The 24,436-nt window shown below is 44.8% G+C and carries 25 protein-coding genes; 7 read left to right on the top strand and 18 right to left on the bottom strand.

The window, feature by feature from the left end:
* The first annotated feature begins 139 nt into the window (after positions 1 to 139).
* A complete protein-coding gene (locus HOO90_RS06440) occupies positions 140 to 658 on the top strand; it encodes a metal-dependent hydrolase (RefSeq protein ID WP_292841058.1) in 519 nt (172 codons plus the stop codon).
* Between the two features lies 1 nt (position 659).
* On the opposite strand, the gene trmL is transcribed toward HOO90_RS06440, so the two are convergent.
* The 5 genes from trmL to HOO90_RS06465 form a co-directional block, all read right to left on the bottom strand.
* Positions 660 to 1,124, bottom strand: a complete 465-nt coding sequence (gene trmL / locus HOO90_RS06445; RefSeq protein ID WP_292841061.1) for a tRNA (uridine(34)/cytosine(34)/5-carboxymethylaminomethyluridine(34)-2'-O)-methyltransferase TrmL — start codon at positions 1,122 to 1,124, stop codon at positions 660 to 662.
* A 621-nt stretch (positions 1,125 to 1,745) separates the two neighbouring features.
* Entirely contained in the window at positions 1,746 to 2,135 is a 390-nt protein-coding gene (locus HOO90_RS06450; protein ID WP_292841064.1) for a hypothetical protein, read from the bottom strand.
* 74 nt (positions 2,136 to 2,209) lie between these two features.
* Positions 2,210 to 3,085, bottom strand: a complete 876-nt coding sequence (locus HOO90_RS06455) for an IS3 family transposase (protein WP_366928749.1) — start codon at positions 3,083 to 3,085, stop codon at positions 2,210 to 2,212.
* The gene (locus tag HOO90_RS06460) at positions 3,013 to 3,381 is read right to left on the bottom strand and encodes a transposase (RefSeq protein ID WP_292841067.1); all 369 of its coding nucleotides are present in this window, start codon (positions 3,379 to 3,381) and stop codon (positions 3,013 to 3,015) included. Before HOO90_RS06460 ends, HOO90_RS06455 begins: the two co-directional genes overlap by 73 nt.
* A gap of 138 nt (positions 3,382 to 3,519) precedes the next feature.
* Positions 3,520 to 3,765: a hypothetical protein gene (locus HOO90_RS06465; protein WP_292841070.1), complete on the bottom strand. Its 246-nt coding sequence runs from the start codon at positions 3,763 to 3,765 to the stop codon at positions 3,520 to 3,522.
* A gap of 157 nt (positions 3,766 to 3,922) precedes the next feature.
* Between HOO90_RS06465 and HOO90_RS06470 the strand changes: the two genes are divergently transcribed.
* The gene (locus tag HOO90_RS06470) at positions 3,923 to 4,126 is read left to right on the top strand and encodes a phage integrase N-terminal SAM-like domain-containing protein (RefSeq protein WP_366928748.1); all 204 of its coding nucleotides are present in this window, start codon (positions 3,923 to 3,925) and stop codon (positions 4,124 to 4,126) included.
* 98 nt (positions 4,127 to 4,224) lie between these two features.
* Here HOO90_RS06470 and HOO90_RS06475 read toward each other — a convergent pair whose 3' ends face one another.
* Positions 4,225 to 4,941 (bottom strand): ComF family protein, encoded by a 717-nt coding sequence (locus tag HOO90_RS06475; protein WP_292841072.1) that lies wholly within the window; start codon positions 4,939 to 4,941, stop codon positions 4,225 to 4,227.
* 75 nt (positions 4,942 to 5,016) lie between these two features.
* Between HOO90_RS06475 and bioB the strand changes: the two genes are divergently transcribed.
* Genes bioB through bioD form a run of 5 tightly spaced genes read left to right on the top strand, consistent with a single transcriptional unit; the run spans position 5,017 to position 9,534 of the window.
* On the top strand, positions 5,017 to 6,030 hold the full coding sequence (gene bioB / locus HOO90_RS06480) for a biotin synthase BioB (RefSeq protein WP_292841075.1): 1,014 nt from the start codon (positions 5,017 to 5,019) through the stop codon (positions 6,028 to 6,030).
* Between the two features lies 1 nt (position 6,031).
* Positions 6,032 to 7,189, top strand: a complete 1,158-nt coding sequence (bioF, locus tag HOO90_RS06485; RefSeq protein ID WP_292841078.1) for an 8-amino-7-oxononanoate synthase — start codon at positions 6,032 to 6,034, stop codon at positions 7,187 to 7,189.
* Positions 7,186 to 7,986, top strand: a complete 801-nt coding sequence (gene bioH, locus HOO90_RS06490) for a pimeloyl-ACP methyl ester esterase BioH (protein WP_292841081.1) — start codon at positions 7,186 to 7,188, stop codon at positions 7,984 to 7,986. The genes bioF and bioH overlap by 4 nt, the downstream gene beginning before the upstream one ends.
* Positions 7,987 to 7,991: 5 nt before the next feature.
* Positions 7,992 to 8,885, top strand: a complete 894-nt coding sequence (gene bioC / locus HOO90_RS06495) for a malonyl-ACP O-methyltransferase BioC (protein WP_292841084.1) — start codon at positions 7,992 to 7,994, stop codon at positions 8,883 to 8,885.
* A 1-nt stretch (position 8,886) separates the two neighbouring features.
* Positions 8,887 to 9,534, top strand: coding sequence for a dethiobiotin synthase (gene bioD / locus HOO90_RS06500; RefSeq protein WP_292841086.1), 648 nt, complete (start codon positions 8,887 to 8,889; stop codon positions 9,532 to 9,534).
* Positions 9,535 to 9,573: 39 nt separating this feature from the next.
* Here bioD and HOO90_RS06505 read toward each other — a convergent pair whose 3' ends face one another.
* The 12 genes from HOO90_RS06505 to HOO90_RS06560 all read right to left on the bottom strand — a co-directional run bounded on the left by HOO90_RS06505 (position 9,574) and on the right by HOO90_RS06560 (position 24,392).
* Entirely contained in the window at positions 9,574 to 11,145 is a 1,572-nt protein-coding gene (locus HOO90_RS06505) for a M48 family metalloprotease (RefSeq protein ID WP_292841089.1), read from the bottom strand.
* An 86-nt stretch (positions 11,146 to 11,231) separates the two neighbouring features.
* Positions 11,232 to 11,876: a nicotinate-nucleotide adenylyltransferase gene (gene nadD, locus HOO90_RS06510; protein WP_292841092.1), complete on the bottom strand. Its 645-nt coding sequence runs from the start codon at positions 11,874 to 11,876 to the stop codon at positions 11,232 to 11,234.
* Positions 11,877 to 11,888: 12 nt separating this feature from the next.
* Positions 11,889 to 13,145: a glutamate-5-semialdehyde dehydrogenase gene (locus HOO90_RS06515; protein ID WP_292841094.1), complete on the bottom strand. Its 1,257-nt coding sequence runs from the start codon at positions 13,143 to 13,145 to the stop codon at positions 11,889 to 11,891.
* 32 nt (positions 13,146 to 13,177) lie between these two features.
* On the bottom strand, positions 13,178 to 14,191 hold the full coding sequence (gene holA / locus HOO90_RS06520) for a DNA polymerase III subunit delta (protein ID WP_292841097.1): 1,014 nt from the start codon (positions 14,189 to 14,191) through the stop codon (positions 13,178 to 13,180).
* 10 nt (positions 14,192 to 14,201) lie between these two features.
* A complete protein-coding gene (lptE, locus tag HOO90_RS06525) occupies positions 14,202 to 14,699 on the bottom strand; it encodes an LPS assembly lipoprotein LptE (protein ID WP_292841100.1) in 498 nt (165 codons plus the stop codon).
* Positions 14,700 to 14,702: 3 nt separating this feature from the next.
* Complete coding sequence (gene leuS / locus HOO90_RS06530; RefSeq protein WP_292841102.1) at positions 14,703 to 17,153, bottom strand: leucine--tRNA ligase; 2,451 nt, start codon at positions 17,151 to 17,153, stop codon at positions 14,703 to 14,705.
* A 491-nt stretch (positions 17,154 to 17,644) separates the two neighbouring features.
* Positions 17,645 to 18,076 carry a hypothetical protein gene (locus HOO90_RS06535; protein ID WP_292841105.1) on the bottom strand — a complete coding sequence of 144 codons (432 nt, stop codon included), beginning with the start codon at positions 18,074 to 18,076 and terminating at the stop codon, positions 17,645 to 17,647.
* Positions 18,077 to 18,093: 17 nt separating this feature from the next.
* A complete protein-coding gene (gene adk, locus HOO90_RS06540; RefSeq protein ID WP_292841108.1) occupies positions 18,094 to 18,747 on the bottom strand; it encodes an adenylate kinase in 654 nt (217 codons plus the stop codon).
* Positions 18,748 to 18,803: 56 nt separating this feature from the next.
* The gene (gene rsmA, locus HOO90_RS06545; RefSeq protein WP_292841111.1) at positions 18,804 to 19,586 is read right to left on the bottom strand and encodes a 16S rRNA (adenine(1518)-N(6)/adenine(1519)-N(6))-dimethyltransferase RsmA; all 783 of its coding nucleotides are present in this window, start codon (positions 19,584 to 19,586) and stop codon (positions 18,804 to 18,806) included.
* Positions 19,587 to 19,602: 16 nt separating this feature from the next.
* Positions 19,603 to 20,607 carry a 4-hydroxythreonine-4-phosphate dehydrogenase PdxA gene (gene pdxA / locus HOO90_RS06550; protein WP_292841114.1) on the bottom strand — a complete coding sequence of 335 codons (1,005 nt, stop codon included), beginning with the start codon at positions 20,605 to 20,607 and terminating at the stop codon, positions 19,603 to 19,605.
* A gap of 30 nt (positions 20,608 to 20,637) precedes the next feature.
* The gene (locus HOO90_RS06555; protein ID WP_292841122.1) at positions 20,638 to 21,903 is read right to left on the bottom strand and encodes a peptidylprolyl isomerase; all 1,266 of its coding nucleotides are present in this window, start codon (positions 21,901 to 21,903) and stop codon (positions 20,638 to 20,640) included.
* 56 nt (positions 21,904 to 21,959) lie between these two features.
* Complete coding sequence (locus tag HOO90_RS06560; RefSeq protein WP_292841125.1) at positions 21,960 to 24,392, bottom strand: LPS-assembly protein LptD; 2,433 nt, start codon at positions 24,390 to 24,392, stop codon at positions 21,960 to 21,962.
* Positions 24,393 to 24,436 lie beyond the last annotated feature (44 nt).

Genomic DNA, 24,436 nt, shown 5'->3' on the forward strand with positions numbered 1-24,436 from the left:
GTTGTATTGCTGTTATTCGAGATTTTTTAGGTGTTTTAAAAATACAAAAAGTGCTTAGCCTCAGGCTAAATTCCACTTCACACTCAATTCACATAAGCGTTATATTCTGATTGCTGTCTTTAAAAGCAAAGGAATTTAAATGCCAACAATTTTTACCCATGTTGCCGTGCCTGTTGCCACCAGCTTGGGTATAGGAAAAATTGCCAGTCGTCGCCTGCTTTTCTTTGCCGCTTTTTGTGCCATTTTGCCAGACTTTGACACCATCGGTTTTAAGTTAGGCATTTCCTACGCATCGCAATGGGGGCATCGTGGCTTTACGCATTCTATTGCCTTTGCGCTGTTAGTTGCACTTTTAGCCGCCTGCATCAGTCGCCAATTAAAAAGTCGCGCATGGGTGGTCTTTTTGCTGGTATTCATCGCAGTGGTTTCTCATCCCTTGCTCGACATGTGCACCAATGGCGGCTTGGGCGTAACGTTGTATTGGCCCTATTCAAACGAGCGCGTATTTTTTGAATATCGGCCGATAGCGGTTTCGCCTATCGGCATTAGCCGATTCTTTACTGAACGTGGTTTTGCGGTGATTAAATCAGAATTTATGTGGGTGTGGCTACCGTCAATTATTTTGCTATTTACCCTGCGCGGTATGCGGCGCAAGTAAGTTACGCGCCACCCTCAAAGCCTATTTGACGCCAAGCTTCATAAAGCAAGACGGCCGCAGAATTAGATAAATTCAAACTTCGGCTATCAGGCAACATGGGCAAGCGCAGTCTATGTTCTGCCGTGAATTCACTCCGAATCTCTTCAGGCAAGCCACGCGTTTCTGGGCCAAAAACAAATACATCGTCCACTTTAAATTCAATATCGCTATGCCGCGTGCTACCTTTGGTAGTAATTGCAAATAAGCGCTTGCCAGACAGCGCCGCTTTGCAAGCCGCCCAGTTTTCATGCACTTGTACTGTTGAATATTCGTGATAATCCAAACCCGCGCGTTTAAGTTGCTTGTCATCTAAGCTAAACCCCAAAGGTTTCACCAAATGCAAAGCTGCACCAGTATTAGCGCATAAGCGAATGATGTTACCTGTGTTTGGGGGTATTTCAGGCTCAAAAAGCACAATGTGAAACATGAAGGAAGTTTTCGTTTGAAGTTTGTATGCCGCAATTTTAATTGAAAACAGCAGATGATGACGAACAAACTAAAAACTTCGTCATTTTTCACGAATCCAATTTTTAGGTGGTTTGTGGTAGGACGTATTAGTGCAACGTAATACGCCCTACGCAGGCTAAAACACATGCTCTGCGACCCTCATGGATATTGGCTCCCAGAGTATCGTTATTTAGCGTTGTAGCCTGCATGTAATGCGGGGAAGTTATTTGTTAGGTGTTATAAAAGTTCTTGTAACCAGCGATGTTCCGCGTATTGCGCCGAAAGTAAGCGTTTTCATACGGCGGATTACGCAAGCTAATCCGCCGTATGCGGGCTAATTTAACCGAAGGGTTACGCAGAAGTTGCATCATGTTAAGTGTAGGATTAACTGCCCTCATTATGTTTTAGCAGGTGGTATTGTTTTATCACCACTGAAAATTTAGTGGCTTTTAATTGGGGTCTGTCCCCTATTGTCCCCCGACAGCAGGATTTTAAGCGGAAAAGTAAGGAAGTAAACGCAAAAACAGAAATTCAATCACACCCGTAAAACGGGTGTTAGGATAATTTTGCTTGACAGGTAGGGGAAGTCCCTAGAGATGGGTTAGGCATTCTTCTTTACCACTACGCCGTGACATTTAGGGCACTCCAAGTTGTCGGGCTTTTCAAGGCCGTCTTCTTCAAGGTCGTCTAGAACATTTCCGAACCACACCATTGAGGTTCCGCAATGCGGGCAAAACACCCCATTAACTTTATGGAATGCCCTTGCGGTAACAATTACGTATGTAGCCAATAAACCAAATGCCGAGAGAGTAGCCACCAGACCCGCAGTAGCATATGGCTTGGAGATGATACACATAATCATAAGCACGATGATCGTGATTGCAGCTCCAAAAATGCCGAAGAACACCTTTAAGAGCTTATTGCCACGCACAGACGCCGCTTGCCCATAAGCGAGGAGTTGCTGCTCCAGTTCTTCGTAACTCCATGTCATTGCGGTATGCCTAACGTTTGAATTAAGGGGCTGGGTTTAGCCAGTGATCTTGCCCGTAAAAAGTGGACACTCGTTTAACCTGCTGCTTCCAACGCTATCGGTGATTGATAGCCGATACCTGAATGCAAACGTACAGGATTATAAAAGTCCTCAATATACTGTTTGATTGCCATCTTCAAATCGTCCCCTCCCTTAAATCGGAAACCATGTATCCATTCACTCTTGAATGAATGGAAGAATGATTCCATATGCGCGTTATCCGTACATTGCCGCGGACGGTTCATGCTTGGTTTGATGCCATATTGCATTAATAATGCCTGATATTCAAGTGCCGCATACTCAATACCACGGTCAGAATGAAACCATAGGCCAGCATCTGGCTTCCTTGCACTGATGGCCATCTGGAGCGCCTCACAGGTTAAGCTTGCTTTACGGTGATTAGCCAATGCCCAACCAATAATACGACGTGAGAACATATCCATCACCACCGCTAAGTAATGCCAACCATTGCCTGTTTTAATAAAAGTCACATCACCCACCCAAAGTTGATTCACAGTGCTGGGCGCAGCCATCCCTAGCTTCTCATTGCCATGGCGTTGAAAGAAAGCATGGTTGCCTGCATTAGTCCAATACAGGCGACTAGCGCGTCCTGCAATGCCAATGGTACGCATGAGCCTCGCAACTCGATGACGTCCACAATAAATGCCTTGATGCTTCAATGCAGCATGGATACGTGGGCTGCCATAGGCTTCATGACTTAACTGATGGACTTCACGTACATGTTCACACAGTGTAGCATCAGTTTGTGTACGTAAAGATGCTGGCCGCCTCTGCCAAGCATAAAACCCACTCCGCGATACCTTGTATTTCTCGCACATCATTTGGATCGAGAAATCTTGGCTATTTTGGGCGATGAAGCGGAAGATGTCCGTTTTACATCGGAAGTGAATTTGATGGCTTTTTTTAAAAGGTCATGCTCCAGCTTAAGCTGGGCATAGGCTTTCTCCACTTCACGTAAGCGCAGTAGCTCAGCTTCATTGACTAGTTCAGGTTCATTTGCAGATTGATTCACCATGATAAGTCCCTCACGCGATTGTTTCTTCCATCGTGACAGCATAAAGGGGTGGATGTCTAGAGACTGCACCACATCTTGCACTAATATGCCAGGTTGAGAAGCTAATCGTACTGCCTCAGCTTTAAATGATTCTGAATATCGAGCATATGCTCGTTTGATTGTTCTTGCCATGCCACATCTCCTCAAAAGTTAGAGTGATGTGTCTACTTTTTTAGGGCAAGTCCACAGTCCCGCTTGAATGATGGGTTAGACAATGAAGAACCAACATACCGCACCCCACAAAACTAAAAAGGTTAAATAGCCACAGCACTATAAACTAAGGTAAAAATTTGCAGCCATAGCAACGGCGACACCAAAAAGAGCGAACGCAACAACCCAAACGCTTAATTTACTACGTTTCTCGTTTGTTGGTTCGGTGTTTGGAGAAAAGGCGTAAAGTAGGCGCCTTAAAAAAAGCTCATTTCCTCCACGCTTTACCAAACGATAACGCAATAAAAGAGTAACAACTAAAGCTGCCCAAATAGCCCACCAATAGTTTTTAATTAACTCTATCAATGTGAAACCCTAACGTAAAGTAGGCATCCTATTTAAAGCTTTTAAAAGCGTCAAATATGAAAGCCATTTAATTTTTAAAAATAAAATATTTAATAAAATCATTGTATTAACAATTTTTAGTATTGCCTAAAATTTATATTTCTATACGGCGTGAATTATGCAAAACTTTATATCAACTTCTGCTACAAGTCCAGAGTCCCCCAAACTTTTAGAACAAGTTCGTGGAAAAATTCGACTAAGACATTATAGCATTAGAACTGAGCAGGTATATTTAGATTGGATTAAACGCTTTATTTTGCATTTTGATAAACGTTACCCAATTGAGATGGGTGCGGTTGAGGTGGGGACTCGTATTATTTAGCGCTGCCTTAGCTCGCTTGTTTTGTCTTTTTTAGTTTTCAATAGGTTTGATGATGTTGTGTAACATATCATCAATTGTCATCTCTGTGCAAACGAGCGTTATTTTTGTAACGTCCGCGCAATTACCCAGCACTCCACTTGCGCCGCGCCCGCTAGTTTTAACGTTTTGGCAAGTTCATTTAAACTCGCACCCGTGGTCATTACGTCATCGATAATGGCGATGCGCTTGCCCGTTAAATGGTTGGTTACTTTAAATGCACCTTTAATATTTTTAACACGTTCTTTTAATGGCAGGCTGGCTTGCGGTGGCGTGTACTTTTGCCTCTGCAGTGTGGTGAAATCTAATTTCTCAGGATGATTTTTTGTGATGATTTTGGCAATTTCTAGCGCTTGATTAAAGCCACGTTCTTTTAGGCGCGTGGGGTGCATGGGCATTGGAATGATTAAATCTACATTTGTTAAATCGACTCTTTTACCCAGCATTTGTCCAAAGATGTTTGCTAGATTTAGTTTGTTGCCATATTTATAGCTTTGCATCATGGCGTCTATTGGGAAGTCGTAGGTAAATACGCTGTAAGTTGCGTCAAAATCGGGTGGGGAACTTAAGCAACTGCCACATACGAAGCCGTTTGAATTTAAACCACATTGGGGGCATTGTGGTGCGGTGTGCCAAGGCAAGTCGTTTAGGCATGCTTCACATAAGCCAAGCTCGCCTGCATTTTGCGCTGTACATAGCAGGCAGCGTTGTTTGAACAGGTGATTAAATAACCCAATTGATAGCTTATTGGATAAAATCTGCTTAAATTTTAATCGCATGTTTAAGGTTTGCGCCACTTTTTGTTGACAAGGTATAATCTCACAATAATTCAAGCCTCTTAAAGGGAACCGCATATGCTCGAAACCGTCTCGCATGCAATCATTAATACCGATAGTCTAAAAGCCAATCTTAACCATACTTCTGAACCCAATACAGTGAATCGTTGGAACGTAGCAGATATTGTCGCATTATTTGAGCTGCCTTTCAGCGATTTAATGTATCAGGCGCAAACTGTGCATCGTGCGAACTTTAACCCAAATGCCGTGCAAGTTAGTACGTTATTGTCGATTAAAACAGGGGGCTGTTCGGAGGATTGTGGTTACTGTCCACAGGCGGCACGTTACCACACTGAGGTGGAAGATGAGCCTTTGATGAAGCTGGATGATGTGGTGGCTGCCGCGCAAGAAGCTAAAGACAATGGCGCAAGCCGCTTCTGTATGGGCGCTGCGTGGCGTGGCCCAAAACAGCGCGATTTAGAGCCAGTGTTGAAAATGATTGCCGAAGTAAAAGCCATGGGTTTAGAAACTTGCGCGACATTGGGTATGTTAAAAGAGGGTCAAGCCGAGCAGTTAAAAGAGGCGGGTTTAGACTATTACAACCATAATTTGGATACCGCACCAGAGTTTTATGGTGATGTGATTACTACACGTACTTATCAAGACCGTTTAGATACTTTGGATCGCGTGCGCAGCCAAGATATTCACGTGTGTAGCGGCGGCATTATTGGCATGGGCGAATCGCGCAATCAGCGCGCGGGTTTGTTAGCGCAATTAGCCAATATGGAGCGCCCACCGGAAAGCGTGCCGATTAATTTGCTCACGCAAGTTGAAGGTACGCCATTGCACGGCACAGAAGAGCTAGACCATCTTGAGTTTGTGCGCACTATTGCGGCGGCGCGTATCACCATGCCAACCAGTTATGTACGTTTATCAGCAGGCCGCCAAAGTATGAGTGAAGGCATTCAAGCGATGTGTTTTCTTGCGGGTGCAAATAGTATTTTTTACGGCGAAAAATTACTAACGACAGCTAACCCAGAAGCCTCTAGCGATAAAGCGCTGTTTGCAAAGTTAGGTATTAATAAAATCTAACATGCTGGCTTCTTTACAACTCGCATTAGAAAAACGCAAAGCGGAAGGCTTGCTGCGCCAAAGGCGTTTGCTCGATTCTCCGCAGGCCGAGCATATTGTTGCCAATAACAAACCGTATTTATCCTTTTGCAGTAATGATTATTTAGGTTTGGCTAATCGTCCTGAACTCATTGCTACGATGCAAAAAGCGGCGGGCGATTCAGGTGTTGGTAGCGGCGCATCTGGACTGGTGACGGGGCATCATCGCTACCACGATGACTTAGAAAAGCAATTGGCCAAGTTTGTGAATATGCCGGCCGCACTATTGTTTTCTACCGGCTACATGGCGAACATTGGTGTGCTAGGTGTTCTGGTTGGCCGCGGTGATGCGATTTTTGCGGATAAATTAAATCACGCCTGTTTGAATGATGGCGGCTATTATTCGTTGGCAGAATTTAACCGTTTTGCCCATAACGATGTGGCCGCACTTGAAAAGCTACTTAAAGTCAGCACCGCAAAATATAAACTGATAGCGGTGGATGCGGTGTTTAGTATGGATGGCGATATAGCGCCATTGGCTGAATATTTAGCGCTTTGCGAAAAATATGATGCTTACTTGTATGTTGATGATGCGCATGGTTTTGGTGTGCTGGGTGAGCATGGTCAAGGTTCGCTAAATCACCTTAAATTAAAATCCCCACGCATTATCATGATGGCTACTTTAGGTAAAGCCGCGGGTGTGGCTGGCTCTTTTGTTGCGGGTGAAAGTGTAGTGATTGATTATTTAATTCAAACTGCCAAAAGCTATGTTTACTCAACGCCTGCGCCACCTGCCTTGTCTGCCACCTTATCTGCCTCAGTTAAGCTAATAGAAGAGGGCGATGATTTACGTACGCATTTGCGTAGTTTGATTGCTTACTTTAAAGACAATTTACATTGCAAAAAATGGCAGTTATTGCCATCGCAAACCTCAATACAACCTTTGTTGGTGGGGGGTAATCTCGAGGCTTTGGCTTTAAGCGAATTTTTGCAAAATATTGGTATATTAGTGCCAGCAATACGACCACCCACCGTCCCGGTCGGAACGGCTAGGCTACGCATTTCACTTTCGGCAGCGCATTCATTAGACGATATTAAACAACTCATTTCGGCAATCCAACAGGCAGAGCAAGTGCTATGAATATCATTCCAGCCAACATTCATATCGAAACTACCGGTTCAGGCCCCAACCTTGTGTTATTACATGGTTGGGGAATGAGCGGCGCCGTTTGGCAGCCAATTGTGAAAAGCTTGAGTAAGTTGTTTACGCTGCACATTGTAGATTTGCCCGGTATGGGTTTAAGTCGCCCAACTGAGCCCTACCATTTACATATTATTGCGGAAAAAGTTGCGGAAATGTTACCAGCCAACGCGGATATTGTTGGCTGGTCTTGGGGCGGGCAAGTGGCAATGCGTATTGCCATTGACCACCCTGATGCGGTGCGTCGGCTGGTTTTAGTTGGTTCAACCCCTTGTTTTGTGAATAAAGAAAACTTTATGTCGCAAACGGAGTGGAAATTAGGCATTGCCCCAGACATATTTAGGCAATTTGCAAAAAACATGGACAGCGATTACCACAAAACACTGACACAGTTTTTAACCTTGCAATGCATGGGCGATAAGAGTGCGCGATTTACCGTAAGATTGCTACGTAAAAAATTAGAAGAGCGTCCCGCGCCGACAACGCAGACGCTACGAAGAGCACTGGATATCTTGCTGGAAACGGACTTAAGGTCAGAAGTCTTGCGCTTAAGAAAGCCTACTTTACTTATTCATGGTGATCGAGACACGCTTGCTCCCGTGCAAGCGGCGCACTGGATGATGCAGAATTTGCCGGCCGGTTTTTTACGCGTTATGTCGGGCGCCTCACATGCGCCATTTTTGTCGCATCAGGAACAATTTGTTGACACCTTGGTTCAATTTTTGGAACCCAATTAATTTTCATGCAAGATATTTACACGATAGATAAAGCACGTGCGCGCACATCGTTTGGCCGCGCCGCCGAAACCTATGATGGTGCAGCAATTGTGCAGAAACAAGTACGTGATGAAATGCTAAGTCGCCTGGATTTAGTGAAGATTAGCCCACAAGTCATACTGGATGCGGGTTGTGGCACAGGCCTTGCAAGTCATGCACTGCAAAAGCGCTTTGCAAAATCGCAAGTCGTTTCACTAGATTTTGCTTTACCCATGCTGCAGAAAGCACGTGCCATGGCGCATGCGGGTTTGTTCAATCAAGTCAAAAGTTTGTTTGGTGGAACAGCGCAGAACTTATTGTGTGCCGATATTGAATCCTTGCCTTTAGCTAACGCCAGTATTGGGTTGCTTTGGTCTAACTTAGCGATTCAATGGGTGAATGATTTAGATAAAACCTTTCAGGAATTTCATCGTGTTTTGCAATCAGAAGGCTTGCTAATGTTTAGTACTTTTGGCCCCGATACCTTGAAAGAATTGCGCGCAGCAACCAGCGGACAAGCTGGCGTGACCAGTGTGAGTCGGTTTATTGATATGCATGATATCGGCGATGCCTTAGTGCGCGCTGGCTTTAGTGCGCCAGTGCTCGATGTGGAAAGATTCACGCTGACTTACGATGATGTAAAAAGTGTAATGCGTGATCTCAAAAGTATAGGCGCACATAACGCCACGGATGGTCGTTCGCGTGGCTTGCTTGGTCGTGGATTTTTGACAAAATTAGAAGCGAGCTACGAACAATTTAGACAAGCTGGCAAGTTGCCTGCTACCTTCGAAGTGGTTTACGGTCATGCATGGCGGGGGCAAGATAAGCCAAAATTTGAGGACGGTGTTTCACCTGTGACATTTAGTCCGAGAAAAAAATAACATGGGTCAATCTTATTTTGTTCTTGGTACTGATACTCATGTAGGTAAAACCTATATTGCTAGCGCCTTAGTGAAGCACTTTGTTGCTCAGGATTTAAAAACCATCGGCATGAAACCGATTGCGTCGGGCTGTGTAGTCAATAAAAAAAATGAGCTAATTAACCAAGATGTAACGGCTTTGGTCAGTGAAAGCAATGTCAGTGCAGACTTGGATTTAATTAATCCCTTCCGGTTTGCACCTGCAATTGCGCCCCATCTTGCCGCCGAGCAGCTTGGTGTGAGTATTGATATAAATAAAATCAAACACGCTTATGAGAAGTTAAGTAACTTGGCAGAAGTGGTGATTGTAGAAGGTGCTGGTGGTTTTTTAGTGCCGCTTAACAAAACTGAAACGCTGGCAGATTTGGCCGTGCAGTTGAATCTGCCAATTGTCTTAGTGGTTGGTATTAAACTTGGCTGTATCAACCATGCGCTTTTAACAGTTGAAGCCATTAAGTCGCGCGGATTAATTCTGTCGGGCTGGGTGGCTAATCAAATTGACCCAAATATGAGTATGTTTGATGAAAACGTAACTAGCTTGAAACAGCGTATTGCAGCGCCATGCTTAAGTGTGGTGTGCTGGATGGGCGCGGCGCAATTTGATTTTTAAAATCAGCTCAGTGCTTAAAAAATAAAGCTCCGAGCTGTCTTATTGAGCAACTTCAGCCGCTTCTACCACCACTTTATATAATTGCGCTTCTTGCGCTGTCGCTACTTTTGTTCCAACAGCAATTTGATTACGTTTGCCAGGCGCTATGCCTCCTGAAATCGTCATGGGTGCGCTTTGTGCTACGGCACGGCCAGTTTGTGCATCATATTTTACTACACGTACCTGAACACGTCCCACTGGCACGCTGGTGCCGTTTTGAACGACAGCATACAGGTTGCCTGCGTTGTCCGCTTGTGCGCCAGCTTGAATATATTTGGCAGGATTGCGCGGCAAATCAATGCGCATACCACGCGTAGTGGCTTCCTTGCCGATTTCAGAATTTGATCCAGCCGCTACTTGATAATGCTGTAATGCCAAGTCGGTTTGGCCGCGCTCTTCTGCGATTTGGCCAAGTAAGGCATGTCCAGGTGCCGTAGGTAGTAACTCATTCGCCCGTTTAAGGTAAGGTTCTGCTTCGGGTTTTTTACCTAAATTAAACAACGCAATGCCGCTTTGGATGTGCGGTTTAAAGTAGTCTGGCTGCATTTTGATGGCCTTGTCGTAAAAGGTTAAGGCTTCTTGCGGTTTTTTCTGTGTCAGCGCAATGTCGCCTAACAACTCTTGAAAGCGTGCTTCACGTGGTTCGCCCGCAATTGCCTGTTTAGCTAATGTGGTTGCTTTTACGGTATCTTTTGCGGCAAGTGCTTTTACGCCTTCGTCATAGGCTTTATAAGCTGCTTGAGTGGATTTAAGTTTGCCGACTTTTTGCGCATAAATTTCTTTACCCCACTCACCGCCAGCTCCAACTTTGGCTAGCGTTATTTTGTTGGCGTCTACGCGTTCTTGAGAAGGCGGGTGACTGGCAAATAAGCCCTCAATAAAATTGCTTTTACGGTCTGCGCTTAAGCGCACAAAGGTTTCTTGAAGAGTCACGGCAGCGGTTGGGTCGTAACCCGCCCTTTTCATGTACTGCATGCCGTATAAGTCTGATTCACTTTCCGCATCGCGGCCATATTTGCTGGTTGCCAATTGCGCGCCTAGTTGTGCGCCACCTACAATCAAGTTGGCGTAATCGGTATTTTGCGCACCAATGCCCACTGCAATCATCGCGCCTTGCATGAAAATGCCGCGCTCCATGCTCTTCGCACCGTGCCTAGCAGCGGCATGCACCATTTCATGACCCATCACAGCAGCGAGCTCGGCTTCGCTGTTTAATTCATATAGCAAGCCACGATTAAACGCTATTTTTCCGCCAGGCATGGCCCAAGCGTTTGGTACAGAATCGTTCAGCACAGTATATTCATAAGGCAATTGGCGATCTGATACTTTAGCTAATCGATTGCCAACACTTTGCACATAAGCGGTAAGTTCAGGGTCGATAACGTAATCGCCACCTTGAGATTGGCGTGCCGGGCCATAATTCTGCGCGCCCATGGAGATTTCTTGTGATTCAGAAACGAGTTGCAACTCTCTTTTTTTTGTAACAGGGTTTGTGCCACAAGCTGAAATGAACAATGCGGTGGCAGTCACTAGGACTAAGCTCAGGTTTCTTTTATGTGTTGGTTTCTGCATGATGCGGCCCTTTTAAAGTTGTTCAAAGCATAACGCAAAAATCACAACGAGTTAATAGGAATTGTTCGATGGAAAGTAAAAAATAGTTAAGTGCTATACAGGTGATTACTAGCAATAAAATCAAGCACATTTTGTGGTACTAAATAGCGCGCAGAACCTTGATGCTGCAAAGTGCGGCGAATCGCGGTGGAGGAAATTTCTAAAGGTGTAATGGCTTGCATGGTAACAGAGCCAACGGCAGCGGTATGTAAATCATCCACTTGTTCGGTGTAGTGTTGCTCTAAAAAAAGCGCCAGCGTTTTTGATAATGCCTCTGTAGGCTTCTTATCGGGCCTTTGCACCAGAGCGATATGGCATAACTTGATAATTTCTTGCCAACGATGCCATGTATCGAATTTGACAAAGGCATCGCTACCCATAATCAGTACTAGGCTGGTTTTTTCACCCAGTTCATCACGCAGACTCACTAAGGTGTCAATGGTAAAGGATGCTCCTTTGCGGTTTAGTTCGCGCTCGTCAAATTTAAATAATGGATTGTCGGCAATCGCCAGTCGCACCATGGTGGCACGCTGTTCTGCGCTGACTAAGGGTGCGTGTTTATGTGGCGGGTTGGCCGAGGGAATAAAACGGACTTCGTCTAAGTTGAGTGACTCTGCTAACTCTTGCGCCATGCGTAAATGGCCAAAATGGATGGGATTGAATGTGCCGCCTAGCAGGCCAATGGTTTGCACGTTGAACCCTTGTTAAGCCCTTACGTGGCCGTCGCCTAGTACGATGTATTTTAGTGAGGTCAGACCTTCTAAACCGACGGGTCCACGCGCGTGTAGTTTATCCGTCGAGATGCCTATTTCAGCGCCTAACCCATATTCAAAGCCATCTGCAAAGCGTGTGGAAGCATTCACCATGACGCTGCTGGAGTCCACTTCACGTAAGAATTTGCGTGCTTTGGTGTAGTTCTCAGTAACAATCGCTTCAGTGTGTTGGCTTGAATGTTGGTTGATATGCGCTATGGCTTCCTCCAGACCGCCCACGATTTTGCAAGAGATGATGGCGGCTAAATATTCCGTATAAAAATCCTCATCCGAAGCAGGCACAGCTTGTTTTACCAGCGTACAGGTTTCTGCACAGCCCCGTATTTCAATGCTGTGCGAAGTAAGCATGTCGGCCAGTTTTGGCAACATTTCTTTGGCTACAGAGCGAGCAATCAGTAATGATTCGGCCGTATTGCAAGTACCAAGTCTTTGCGTTTTGCTGTTCTCTAGGATCCGCAAGGCTTTGTCAAAATCCGCATCGTCATCCACGTAAACATGGCAATTACCATCGAGATGTTTAATCACAGGAATACGCGCATCATTGCTAATACGTTCTATTAGCCCTTTGCCACCGCGTGGAACGATCACATCTACATATTGCTTCATGGTAATTAACTCGCCCACAGCGGCACGGTCAGTCGTTTCAACCACTTGCACGGCAGTGGTTGGTAAGCCTGCTTTTTCTAATCCTTCATGCACTAGTTTTGCTAAGGCCTGATTGCAATGAATAGCCTCGCTACCACCGCGCAAAATAGCAGCATTGCCAGACTTAATGCAAAGCCCAGCCGCATCTACCGTTACATTGGGACGCGCTTCGTAAATAATACCAATCACGCCCAATGGCACGCGCATTTTGCCAATCTGAATGCCGCTAGGACGATACTTGAAATCCGTCATTTCACCAATAGGGTCGGCCAAACTCACGATTTGCTTTAAACCTTCCACCATGGTTTTGATGGATTTCTCGGTAATGGTGAGTCGATCCAGCATGGCTTCATCTAACCCGCTTGCACGTGCCGCATCTAAATCCAGCTTATTTGCTACCAGCAGTGCCTCTTTTTCGCGCAAGATTGCATCGCCGATATTCGTAAGCGCTTGGTTTTTAATGTTGGTATCGGCACTTGCCATAAAGCGAGACGCTTTACGTGCGGCTATACCCAATTGTTGCATGTAGTTTTTAATATCCATGAGCGATTATACTTTTTTATGCATGGTATGCGCTAGCGACTACGTACACGCGCTAACCCAAAGCATAATCTTGAAATTTCCAGCCAGGCGTCACCAAGCATGACCCCTTTGGCAGTTTTGTCGATATCCGCTAGTTTTTGTAGGGCGGCTTCAAGTTGTCTTAGACTAAATCTCGCCAGTGCACGTTTCACCAGTACCTGTTTATCGCCATAAATACGTGCGCTTGTCATGGCGCTCATGATATTTTCACCGCGTAGTTCAGCCTGTTTGATACGGACTAATGGCCGTAATATCCACATTAAAGGATTCATCACTGCTACCGCAGTTTCACCTTCATCTTTTAGCCCTTGCAAGATGCGTGATGTTCGCGCTGCGTCACCCAATAAAACGGCCTCGCCTAGCTGAAACGCATCGTAACGTGACACGTTCAACACCGCCTCGCGCACAGTCACATCCGCGAGCTCACCTTTTGGGTATAAAAGTCCCAGTTTTTGCACTTCCTGATTGGCCGCTAGTAAATTACCTTCAACCTGATGTGCTAAAAACTCCAATGTCTGTGTACTGGTGTGTTGCCCTTGCAGTGCTAGTCGCTCGGCTATCCATTTTGGTAAATGGTTTGCATCTACTTCGTTTAATGTGATTACGACTGAATTGCTTTCTAAGGTACTAAACCAAGCGCTATTTTTAGCTTCGCGTTCCAGTGTTGGCAGAATAATCACAACTGTGGTGTCTGGTATCGCGTTTGTTGCCAGTGCTTGTAGCGCTTTGCTACCATCCACTCCCGGTTTGCCCGAGGGAATGTTGATTTCTAATAAGCGCTGACTGGCAAAAAGCGAGATGCTTTGACCATAGGATTGAATCTGCTGCCAATTAAAATAGCGTTCTACAATTAAGCTGGTGCGTTCGTCAAAGCCCAGCGTCCGGGCTGCCAAACGAATTGCATCCAGACTTTCACGTTGAGCAAGCGGCTCATCGCCAACCAATACATAAAGCGGCTTTAAGCCTTGGCTAAGGTGCTTTTCAAGATGCGCTGGGGCTAATTGCATGCGTGCTGAGTTATTTAGCTGTTAATTTAATTGCTGTTAGACGGCGCATTACTTCACGCACGGCATCTTTGTGCATGTCATTATTAAGTAGCACTTCTTCTTCGGCTTTTCCTAGCAAGGCATTGTCGCTGTATGAAAAATCTCGCCGAGTTTGTACGGTTTGAGGCGCACTCCACGTAGCGCTGGCAGGTTCACGTGTTCTGAAGCTTACGCGGTAGGTTAGCTCAAATTCACGCACTACACCTTTACCACTTAAAGACAGAATGCGTTTTTCATTGCTTTCATTCAACAACTCAATTAATAATTCAGCTTGTTCAACGCTATCAACCACCTGTATGCCATTGGTTTTAAGCGCGTGTTTTAAATCTTTGGAAATACTCAGTGGGCTACCTTGAATATATAGGTTTTTAAACGATAACTCAGCGATGCCGCGCAATTGAAAGCCGCAGGCAGACAGCGCTAGCGTAAAAATTAGTCCAACACTGATACGGCGTATGAATTTTTGCATCACTTACCCCACAACCACATTAATGAGTTTATTTGGCACAACAATCACTTTGCGTACAGACATGTTTACTAAAATGAATTTTTGCACAAAAGGCTGCTCAAGTGCCAGTTTTTCTAAAGCTTCTTTAGTTTCAGTTTTCGCTACGTTAATGCTACCACGTAACTTTCCATTCACTTGAATTACGTATTCCACACTGTCTTGCACCATGGCCGCTGTATCTGCTGCAGGCCAGCCAGCCTCTAAAATATGGCTTTGTGGGCAAAGCTCTGCCCAAATTGCTTGGCAGATATGCGGCACGATAGGCGATAGCAATAACGCGACATTCTGTAAAACTTCTTGGCGCACGCTACGGGTAATTTCATCCGTGCCTTCAAGTTTGGCTAAAGCATTCATTAGTTCCATTACAGATGAAATCGCCGTGTTAAAGCTATGGCGGCGACCATAGTCATCCGCTACTTTTTCGATAGTAGTATGCAATTGCAAGCGAATTGCTTTGAGTTCGGCAGATAAATCGCCAGCTTTATAAGCCGCAATTTGACCTAATTCAACATGATCGTAAGTCGCTTTCCATAACCTACGTAAAAAGCGATTTGCACCTTCCACGCCGCTGTCAGCCCATTCTAAACTTTGTTCAGGTGGCGCAGCAAACATCATGAATAAACGCGCGGTATCAGCGCCATAAGTATCAATTAACTCTTGCGGGTCAACCGTATTGCCTTTGGATTTGCTCATTTTTGTGCCATCTTTTAGCACCATGCCTTGTGTAAGCAAGTTGGTGAACGGCTCGTCATTTTTCAGTAAACCCACATCGCGCATCAGTTTGTTAAAAAAGCGTGCGTAAAGTAAATGCAAAATCGCATGCTCAATGCCGCCCACATATTGGTCAACAGGCAACCAGTAGTTTGCACGTTCATCTGCCATGGCTGTTTTGCTATCAAAGCTGGCGTAACGTGCGAAGTACCAAGATGATTCAAAGAACGTGTCTAAAGTATCGGTTTCGCGAGTGGCTTTGCCGCCACAGGTTGGACAAGTGGTCTCAAAAAAACTCGGGTCTTTTTTAATTGGAGAGCCTACACCATCCATCACTACGTCTTCTGGCAATACCACTGGCAATTGCTCGGCAGGCACTGGCACTTCCCCGCATTTGTCACAGTGAATAATGGGGATAGGGCAGCCCCAGTAGCGTTGGCGTGAAACCCCCCAGTCACGGAGGCGATATTGGGTGCGACGTTTGCCTAAGTTTTTAGCGGATAAGGCGGAGGCAATCGCCGCACTTGCCCCATCAAAATCTAAGTCGTTAAAATCACCACAATCAAATAACACGCCATGTTCTGTCATTGGAAGAGTACCGTTGGTTACTGAGCCAGTCGAAGTGATCACTGCTTTAATTGGCAAATTATACTTAGCTGCAAACTCAAAATCACGTTCATCATGCGCAGGCACGGCCATCACTGCGCCTTCACCGTAGCTCGCTAATACATAGTTGGCTACCCAAACTGGTAATTTTTCGCCATTCAGCGGATGCGTCACAAACAAGCCAGTTGCCATCCCTTTTTTCTCAGCCGTTGCAACATCTGCTTCTGCCACACTGCCGCGTTTACATTCAGCAATAAACTCAGCTAAAGCAGGGTTGTTTTGCGCGGCTTGTGTTGCTAAAGCATGCTCTGCAGCAACCGCCACATACGTTGCACCCATTAGCGTGTCCGGGCGTGTGGTATAAACCTTTAAATTGCCTGCTTGATCAACAATTGGAAATTCAACTTCGCAACCGAAGCTTTTGCCAATCCAGTTGCGTTGCATGGTTTTAACTTGTTCAGGCCAGCCTTCTAGCTTATCCAAGTCATTCAATAGCTCTTCCGCATATGCGGTGATTTTCATAAAGTATTGTGGAATATCACGCTTTTCAACCAAGGCGCCACTACGCCAGCCGCGGCCATCAATCACTTGCTCATTCGCTAAGACTGTGCCGTCAACTGGGTCCCAATTCACGGTTGAAGTTTTTTTGTAGATGAGACCTTTTTTGAAAAGCTCAGTAAATAGCCATTGTTCCCATTTGTAATATTCGGGCTTACAAGTGGCAATCTCGCGATTCCAGTCCACACCTAAACCCAGTTGTTTAAGCTGGGTTTTCATGTGTTCGATATTTTCGTATGTCCATTTTGCAGGCGCCGTATTATTTTTAATCGCAGCATTTTCTGCAGGCAAGCCAAACGCGTCCCAACCCATTGGTTGCATCACGTTAAAACCCTTCATTTTGTGAAAGCGACTGAGTACATCGCCAATCGTATAGTTACGCACATGCCCCATATGCAAGCGTCCACTAGGGTAGGGGAACATCGATAAGCAATAGTATTTTGGCTTATCTGATTGCTCAGAAGCGGTAAAAGTTTGATTATTTTCCCAGTATGTTTGGGCGGATTGTTCGACTTCTTTGAATGGGTACTGCTGTTGCATAATTTAACTATTCTTGAAATTTAACTGAATAGCTAGATTATACCTTTAAGCGGTGTGTGCGTCATTCCGCGCATGACATGTAATCTCTTGGCTACCACGTTGTCATTCCGACGTAGGTCGGAATCTAGTGACTTTGAATATAAGATTTATTCATATTGGTTATTGGTCGCTTTCGCGCGACTGGCGAATTGCTTTCTTTTGTGTAGCCAATAGAAAGCAATCAAAGAATACCCGCAAGGGGCATCCCTAAACTCGCTTAGTGCTAAAGCGCTAAGTCGGTTGTGAAAGGCTACCCCCTGTCACTTGTTTTCTGCGTTGCTCGTCTTTAAGTGGCCGCAATCGGAAACCTGTTCAACAAAATCATTTGGGCTCAAACAGCCGAATACCGAAACCTCCCATCTAGACTGCGCTACTCGGCGCGACAGCAAGGGAATTTGGTGGTGGGAGTAGTTAGTGAAGCTTTATGCGCTGAATGAGGTTGCTGATTATTATTAGAACAGTTGACGTATGTCATCGTCAGTAATAAAAGTATTCAGAACCCATCCATTCTTACCTTGATAAAAGTAAAAGCACCAACGCATAGGGTGCTTTTCGAATCTATGAATTTGAGTAATTCGTAGAATATTTTCGCCAGACTTCTCGTCACGTATAAATTCATGCCCAATACTATTTCCAAAGCGCTGAGACATTACTGGGAGTTGCATTTTAAGTTTGTCGAGCAAAACGTCAAATTCTGCTGGTGGGACTATTGAATATGGCTTAAGTAATAACAAACCACTTTCTATGTCGCCTTCATCCATTTTGGACATTACTTTGTTAGTTAATTCTCTTGCTTCAAGTGGGCTTTTAAGTGTATCCGCTATAACATTAGTGCTTAGGCAGAATGTTATAGCTGGAATTAAGATATATCTGTAAAGACCCATCATAGTTCTCCTATGTTTTATTTAAGCTGAGCAAAAATATTAGCTTTAATCGTTTCAAGCTCACCTAAACCATTAATTTTCACATGTTTTGGTGCGCCAACTGCGCCACTTTTTGCCCAGCTGCTATAGTATTCAACTAATGGTTCAGTTTGATCGTGGTATTCAACTAGGCGTTTATTCACAACATCTGGCGCTTCGTCAGCACGTTGTACTAGGTCTTCACCTGTGATGTCGTCTTTGCCTTCCACTTTTGGTGGGTTGAATTTAATATGATAGGTTCTGCCACTAGCTGGGTGGCTGCGACGACCTGTCATGCGTTCCATAATGGCGCTGTCTGGCACGTCGATTTCTACTACGTAATCAATCGTTACGCCTGCGTTCTTCATGGCTTCAGCTTGTGGAATGGTGCGTGGAAAGCCGTCAAATAAGAAGCCGTTTGCACAATCAGCTTCTTTAATGCGCTCGTTTACCATGCCGATAATCACTGCATCTGGCACTAGACCACCGCTATCCATGAAGCTTTTTGCTTCCAAGCCCAATGGCGTGCCCGCTTTAACTGCTGCACGTAACATGTCTCCAGTGGAGATTTGCGGAATATTGAAGTGTTGTTTAATAAAGGTGGCTTGTGTACCTTTGCCTGCGCCCGGTGCGCCTAATAGAATAATTCGCAAAATTGCTCCCCAATGTAATAGTTAAGTTTATTTAAATTTTATTTGGTTAAATTATATCAGCTTAGATAATTCGCAATAGCGACAAAATCTGAAACGGCTAAATTTTCTGCACGTTGTTGTGAGTCGATATTCAGTGCAGTAAAGCCTTCGTCATTTAATAGCTCTTTTAGTGTATTGCGTAATGTTTTTCGGCGCTGTCCGAATGCGGCTAATACGACTTTTGCAAAGAGATCTTCATCTTTCGCTACAAACGGCAGCACAGCATGCGGCACGCAACGCACAAAAGCTGATTCTACTTTTGGCGCAGGTTCAAAAGCTTCTGGCGGTACGGTGATTAAATAATCCATTTGTAAACGATATTGCAGCATTACGCTAAGCCTTCCGTACGCTGCAGTTGAGGGCGAAGCCACCATGCGCTCTACCACTTCTTTTTGCAGCATAAAGTGCATGTCGGTGATTGTGCTTACATTGTCTAGCAGGTGAAAAAGAATCGGCGTTGAAATGTTGTAAGGCAGGTTGCCAGTTACACGTAAATTGTTACCTAGGCTAGTAAAGTCAAACTTAAGTGCATCTGCGTTGTGAATGGTGATGGCGACTTTTTTGCCATTCACAGGCTTGACGTACTCTTTTTCCATCCAGGCGATAATGTCGCGGTCAACTTCTATTACGTGCAGCATATTAAGTCGTTGTAGCAAAGGCTTAGTCAATGCGCCTAAGCCAGGGCCAATTTCTACCATTAAGTCTTCAGATTTTGGAGAAATGGCGTCTACCAAGCTATTAATCACAGCTTGGTCAGTGAGAAAGTTTTGGCCGAAGCGCTTTTTAGCAATGTGTTTCATTTTTAGGGACTTGGGGCTAGGCTTTAGATGCTAAGTTGTTATTGGCTAGCGTGATTGCCAATTGAATGGCGGCTAGCATGCTACCGATTTCGATATTGCCCGTACCTGCTAAATCTAGCGCGGTGCCGTGGTCAACCGAGGTTCGGATGATTGGCAATCCAAGTGTTACGTTTACACCTTCTCCGAAGCTAGCGTGTTTGAGTACAGGTAAGCCTTGGTCGTGGTACATGGCGAGTACTGCATCTGCGCTGCTTAAATGGTGCTTTGCGAACAAAGTATCTGCGGGCAACGCACCTATCAGTTGCATGCCTTCGGTACGTAAATTTTCTAGCACAGGGTTGATAATATCAATCTCTTCACGGCCTAAATAGCCATCTTCACCGGCATGTGGATTTAAGCCAGCTATTAGAATACGTGGGTTTTTCAAACAAAATTTATGCACTAAATCGTGATGTAAAATTCGAATGGTGGTTTCTAAGTTTTTTTTAGTAATGGCGGCGGGTACATCTTTAAGCGCTAAATGTGTGGTCGCTAGGGCGACGCGTAGCCCGCTACCTACTAACATCATGACTACTTGCGGAGTGTTGGTCAGCTCCGCTAAAAATTCAGTATGACCGCTAAAAGCAATGCCAGCATCATTAATAACGCCTTTGTGTACAGGAGCCGTGACCATGGCATCAAACTGATTTGAAGTGCAACCAAGCGCAGCGGTCTTAAGTGTTTCCAGCACATATTGACTATTTGCGGCGTTTAACTTTCCAGCGATTGCCACTTGATTTACGGCTTGATGTAATACCGTCAAGGTGCCATTACCTTGGTGAATAGGCGTGTTTTGTGTTGAGAACGGGAGAATGTTGAGCGTTAGATTAAGTTGTTTAGCACGCACATTCAGCATTGCCACATCAGCAATCACCACGATTTTGGCCTTGAGGTTTTGATGGGCCAACTGCACACATAAATCAGGCCCAATGCCTGCTGGTTCGCCAGCCGTAATGGCGATAGTGGGTAACAATTGGCTCACGTGCCTATTAACACTAAGAAGTTGTACAGTTTAAAATTTATCTTCAAGCCTGAGTTCTACATAAGCACGGTCGCGCAGTTCACGAATCCAGTCTTGATAGGCTTCATCGGCCTTACGATTGCGGATTTCTTGACGCGCTTTTAAGCGGGCAGATTCTTTGCTCATGTCTTGAGAACGACGCTCCAATACTTGGATGATATGCCAACCAAACTGACTGCGAACTGGCGCGCTGATTTGATTGTCTTTCAGATCGTTCATGGCTTTTTCAAACTGCGGCACAGTATCGCCAGGATTTACCCAGCCTAGATCTCCGCCGTTAGACGCGGTACTATCTTCGGAATATTGGCGTGCTAGCGCTTCAAATTTCTCGTTGTTATCTAAACGCTCTTTGATAACGTCCATTTTTTGTTTAGCTTCATTTTCCGACAACACTTCTGTGATTTTAATTAGTATGTGGCGCGCATGCGTTTGTTGAATCACCAACGGAGAATTGCCACCGCGTTTGTTGGTAAGTTTTAAAATATGAAAACCGTTAGGGCTTCGCAGTGTGGCGGAGTTCTCGCCAACTTGCATGTCTTTCAAAGCATCCAGAAACAAGGCGGGAATTTGTGTGCCGCTTTTCCAGCCTAAATTTCCACCTTCCAAGGCATTAGGTGCGTCAGAAAAACTTGCTGAAACCTTTGCGAAGCTTGCCCCTGCTTTAAGTTGGTTGATGGCTTCTTCTGCCTTGGCTTTGGCTTTCTGAATGTCCTCAGTAGCGCCTTCTTCTGGCGTGCGGATTAAAATGTGCGAAATTTCGAATTCATCTTGGCTTTCGTTTCTAGAAGCTTGCGATGTTAAATAATTGTCAATTTCAGATTCACTGACGTTAACGCGACCGTCCACTTCACGCTCACGCAGACGCGCGATGATGATTTCGTTGCGAATATCAGCCCTAAATTTACGCATGCTAATGCCATCTTTGGCTAGCGCTTCACTAAACTCAGTAAGTGTTAACTGATTTTGCTCTGCAATGCGCTCGATGGTTTTATCTAATTGGCTATCGTCGACTTTTAGTCCAGTTTGTGCCGCAAACTGAATTTGTAAAGTATCAGAAATAAGCCGTTCTAAAATTTGTTTACGCAGAATGCTTTCTTCTGGGAGTTCATTGCCTTGTTTTTTTAGTTGTGCAGTTACGGTAGCAATTCTTCCCTCCAACTCTTGTTCTGTAATGACGGTTTGGTCGACAACAGCAACGATACGGTCTAATTTAACAACTTCTTCCGCGTGTGCATAGGATAAGCTCGCCAAGAGCATGGCGCCGGAAAGGGTTAGGAAACGCAGTGAATTTATAATAAAAGCTCGCAATTTATTTACTCGTAATAAGGTTGTTGATAAGTCTCAGGAATAAGTCCTGTATTTACATAGCCTGGAATATTGCGCTTGATAGTCGAGAGCGGATTGGCGCCAATTGAAGCTAAGCCTCCGAGTTCAAGTTGAAAAAATAATGCATAGTTCGCATCCGCAGTTGCGGTACTTACACGTTGAATTACGGTTCTTGCTTGCCAACATCCAGCATCATACTCCAAGCCGGCGAGTGTTTCGATGATTTGACTCTCACGTATTGAGTAATTGGCACGGCCAATTCCATACCAACCTTTGCCTAAAGGCCATTGCCCCGAAATGTCAAATTGATCTAGCCCGTTATTAATTAAAGTGCTTGAGTTATTCCGTCTATAACTATAACTCAGATTCAATGTTTTACCAGGTTCTGGATTGTAACGGCTCATGAGCGTTGTACGAACAGAACTTGAATCATCGGTGTTATATTGCCAAAGGGCATTCAGGTCCCAATGATTTTTTAAATTGGTATTGAGCCCCGCAATAATGTCTGAGCTATTGCTTTGGCGTAATGTCGCACCGGGGAGTGATACTTTTTGATCTTCAAAATAATAACGTTGCCCGATTGAAGCGGATAAGCGCTGCTCTCCAGTGTCAGTGTCAATAAGTCGTGTAGTTAGCGCCAAACTCAGCTGATTTGCATTGTTAATACGGTCGCTACCAGTGAATTGGTTTTCGCTAAATAGACTAGTGAAGTTTAAGTCAGACTCACTTGTATCAAATATTGGAATATTGGCCTGTTTGCTGTTAGGAATGTAAACGTAATACATTCTAGGTTCTATCGTTTGTGTATAGTTGCTGTTAGCGATTTTAAGGTCTTTATCAAAAAATAAACCACTATCGATACTCATAATCGGCACGGTTCGATCTTGAGAGTTGCTGTTATTGGGGTTATTGCTCAAACTGTAGCTGGTGTGATGAATGCCAATTTTAGGGGTGATGTAACCGTATGATCGGGTCAAGGGTAAGCTAATGCTCGGATACAAGCTAAAACGTGTGCCAGTGACTCTGGTAGGGGCGTTCTGGTTGGTGTCAAAGGCAACCAGTTGTGTGTACAAATTGGCATTTACATCGCCAAAATAATTATTCCCGTTTAAGGTCAATTGTGGCAAACGTTCGTAAGGATAAGATAGCTGATCCAGTGTTTGAAATTTTTGTGCAAGCGCATTAAATCGCCAGATGTCATCAGCGTAATCTACATTAAATTGTTGCGGTAAATTGATGCGGCTGGTGGTGACGATACGAGTTGATAGGTCTGAAAAATATTGGTCATCTGACACTTTTTCAAGGCTATAACCCGCTGACCAGCCTTTGCCTAGATTGTGCTGGTGTTTTAAGTTTGCGTAATATCGATTTTCACCACTCAGGCTGTCGCTGGGCAGGTATTCAACATTATCAATGCCTGAGTACCTATCTTCTAAATATCGAAATTCACCTTGCAATTGCACGCCGCGCTTGCTTAAGGCACGCACCGCCATGGTTGCGTCTTTATTAGGTGAGATATTCCAATAAAATGGCACAGAGAGCTCAAAACCACTTTTACTAGTGGTGCCGTAGGTTGGTGCGAGCAAGCCGCTTTTGCGTTGATTGTTAAAAGAGAAGCTAATCCAAGGCGTGTATATGAGTGGCACACCTTTGAATTCAATGTAGGCATTTTTAGCCACACCTGATTCCGTGTAATCATTGAGTTCTAATTCTTTGGCTTTAATATACCAATCATCTACCCCGACTTCACAGGTGGTATAACGTGCATTTTTCAGGCGTTTTTTATCTTGCCCTTCAAACAGGATTGCTTCTGCATCGCCGCGTGCATTCGAGCTGTGCAGATCTGAACGTAGACCAGAATCAGAACCTAAGGAATTTTGTTCTTGATTTGCATCGGTAGCAATGGAATAAGTGCTTGCGCCCCCTATTTGTGGGCTTTGTAAATTGCCTAAGCGTTTGGAAAATTGCTCAGAATTACTACTGGCGGCTTGTGATTTTTTCGGTTCGGAAGATTTAGCAATGCTAATCGAAGCATTTTTAATTTCGCCGATACTTTCAGATAGTCTCATACGCAGTTCAGGGCCGGTGAGTTTTGCATTGCCTACATTGATGCTGGCATTGCCTTTGACGTTCAGCTCGTCATTCTGCAAATCATAGTCAATTGCATCGCCAGTTATGCTTTGTTTCCCGCGTCGGATTGAAGCATTACCAGTTGCGCGCATTTGTCGATCAAGTCGTAATTCTAGCTTGTCGCCCTCAATCACAAGTGAATCGGCCGTGGTTTGCTTGAGGGCCTCGCTAATCGTCAATGTTTCAGGTGAGTGGGATTCGGCAGGTGCGGCTTCATCTTCTGCTTGAGCAAACAAGCTAAAAGAGCATAGGGCAATGGAAATAGCACTAAAAAAGCGTCTTAATCGCATGAAATTAACACATTGAAGCGCAGAGAAATTGAAGGCACGAGTAT

Source organism: Methylotenera sp. (genome assembly GCF_013141425.1).
Lineage (GTDB): Bacteria > Pseudomonadota > Gammaproteobacteria > Burkholderiales > Methylophilaceae > Methylotenera.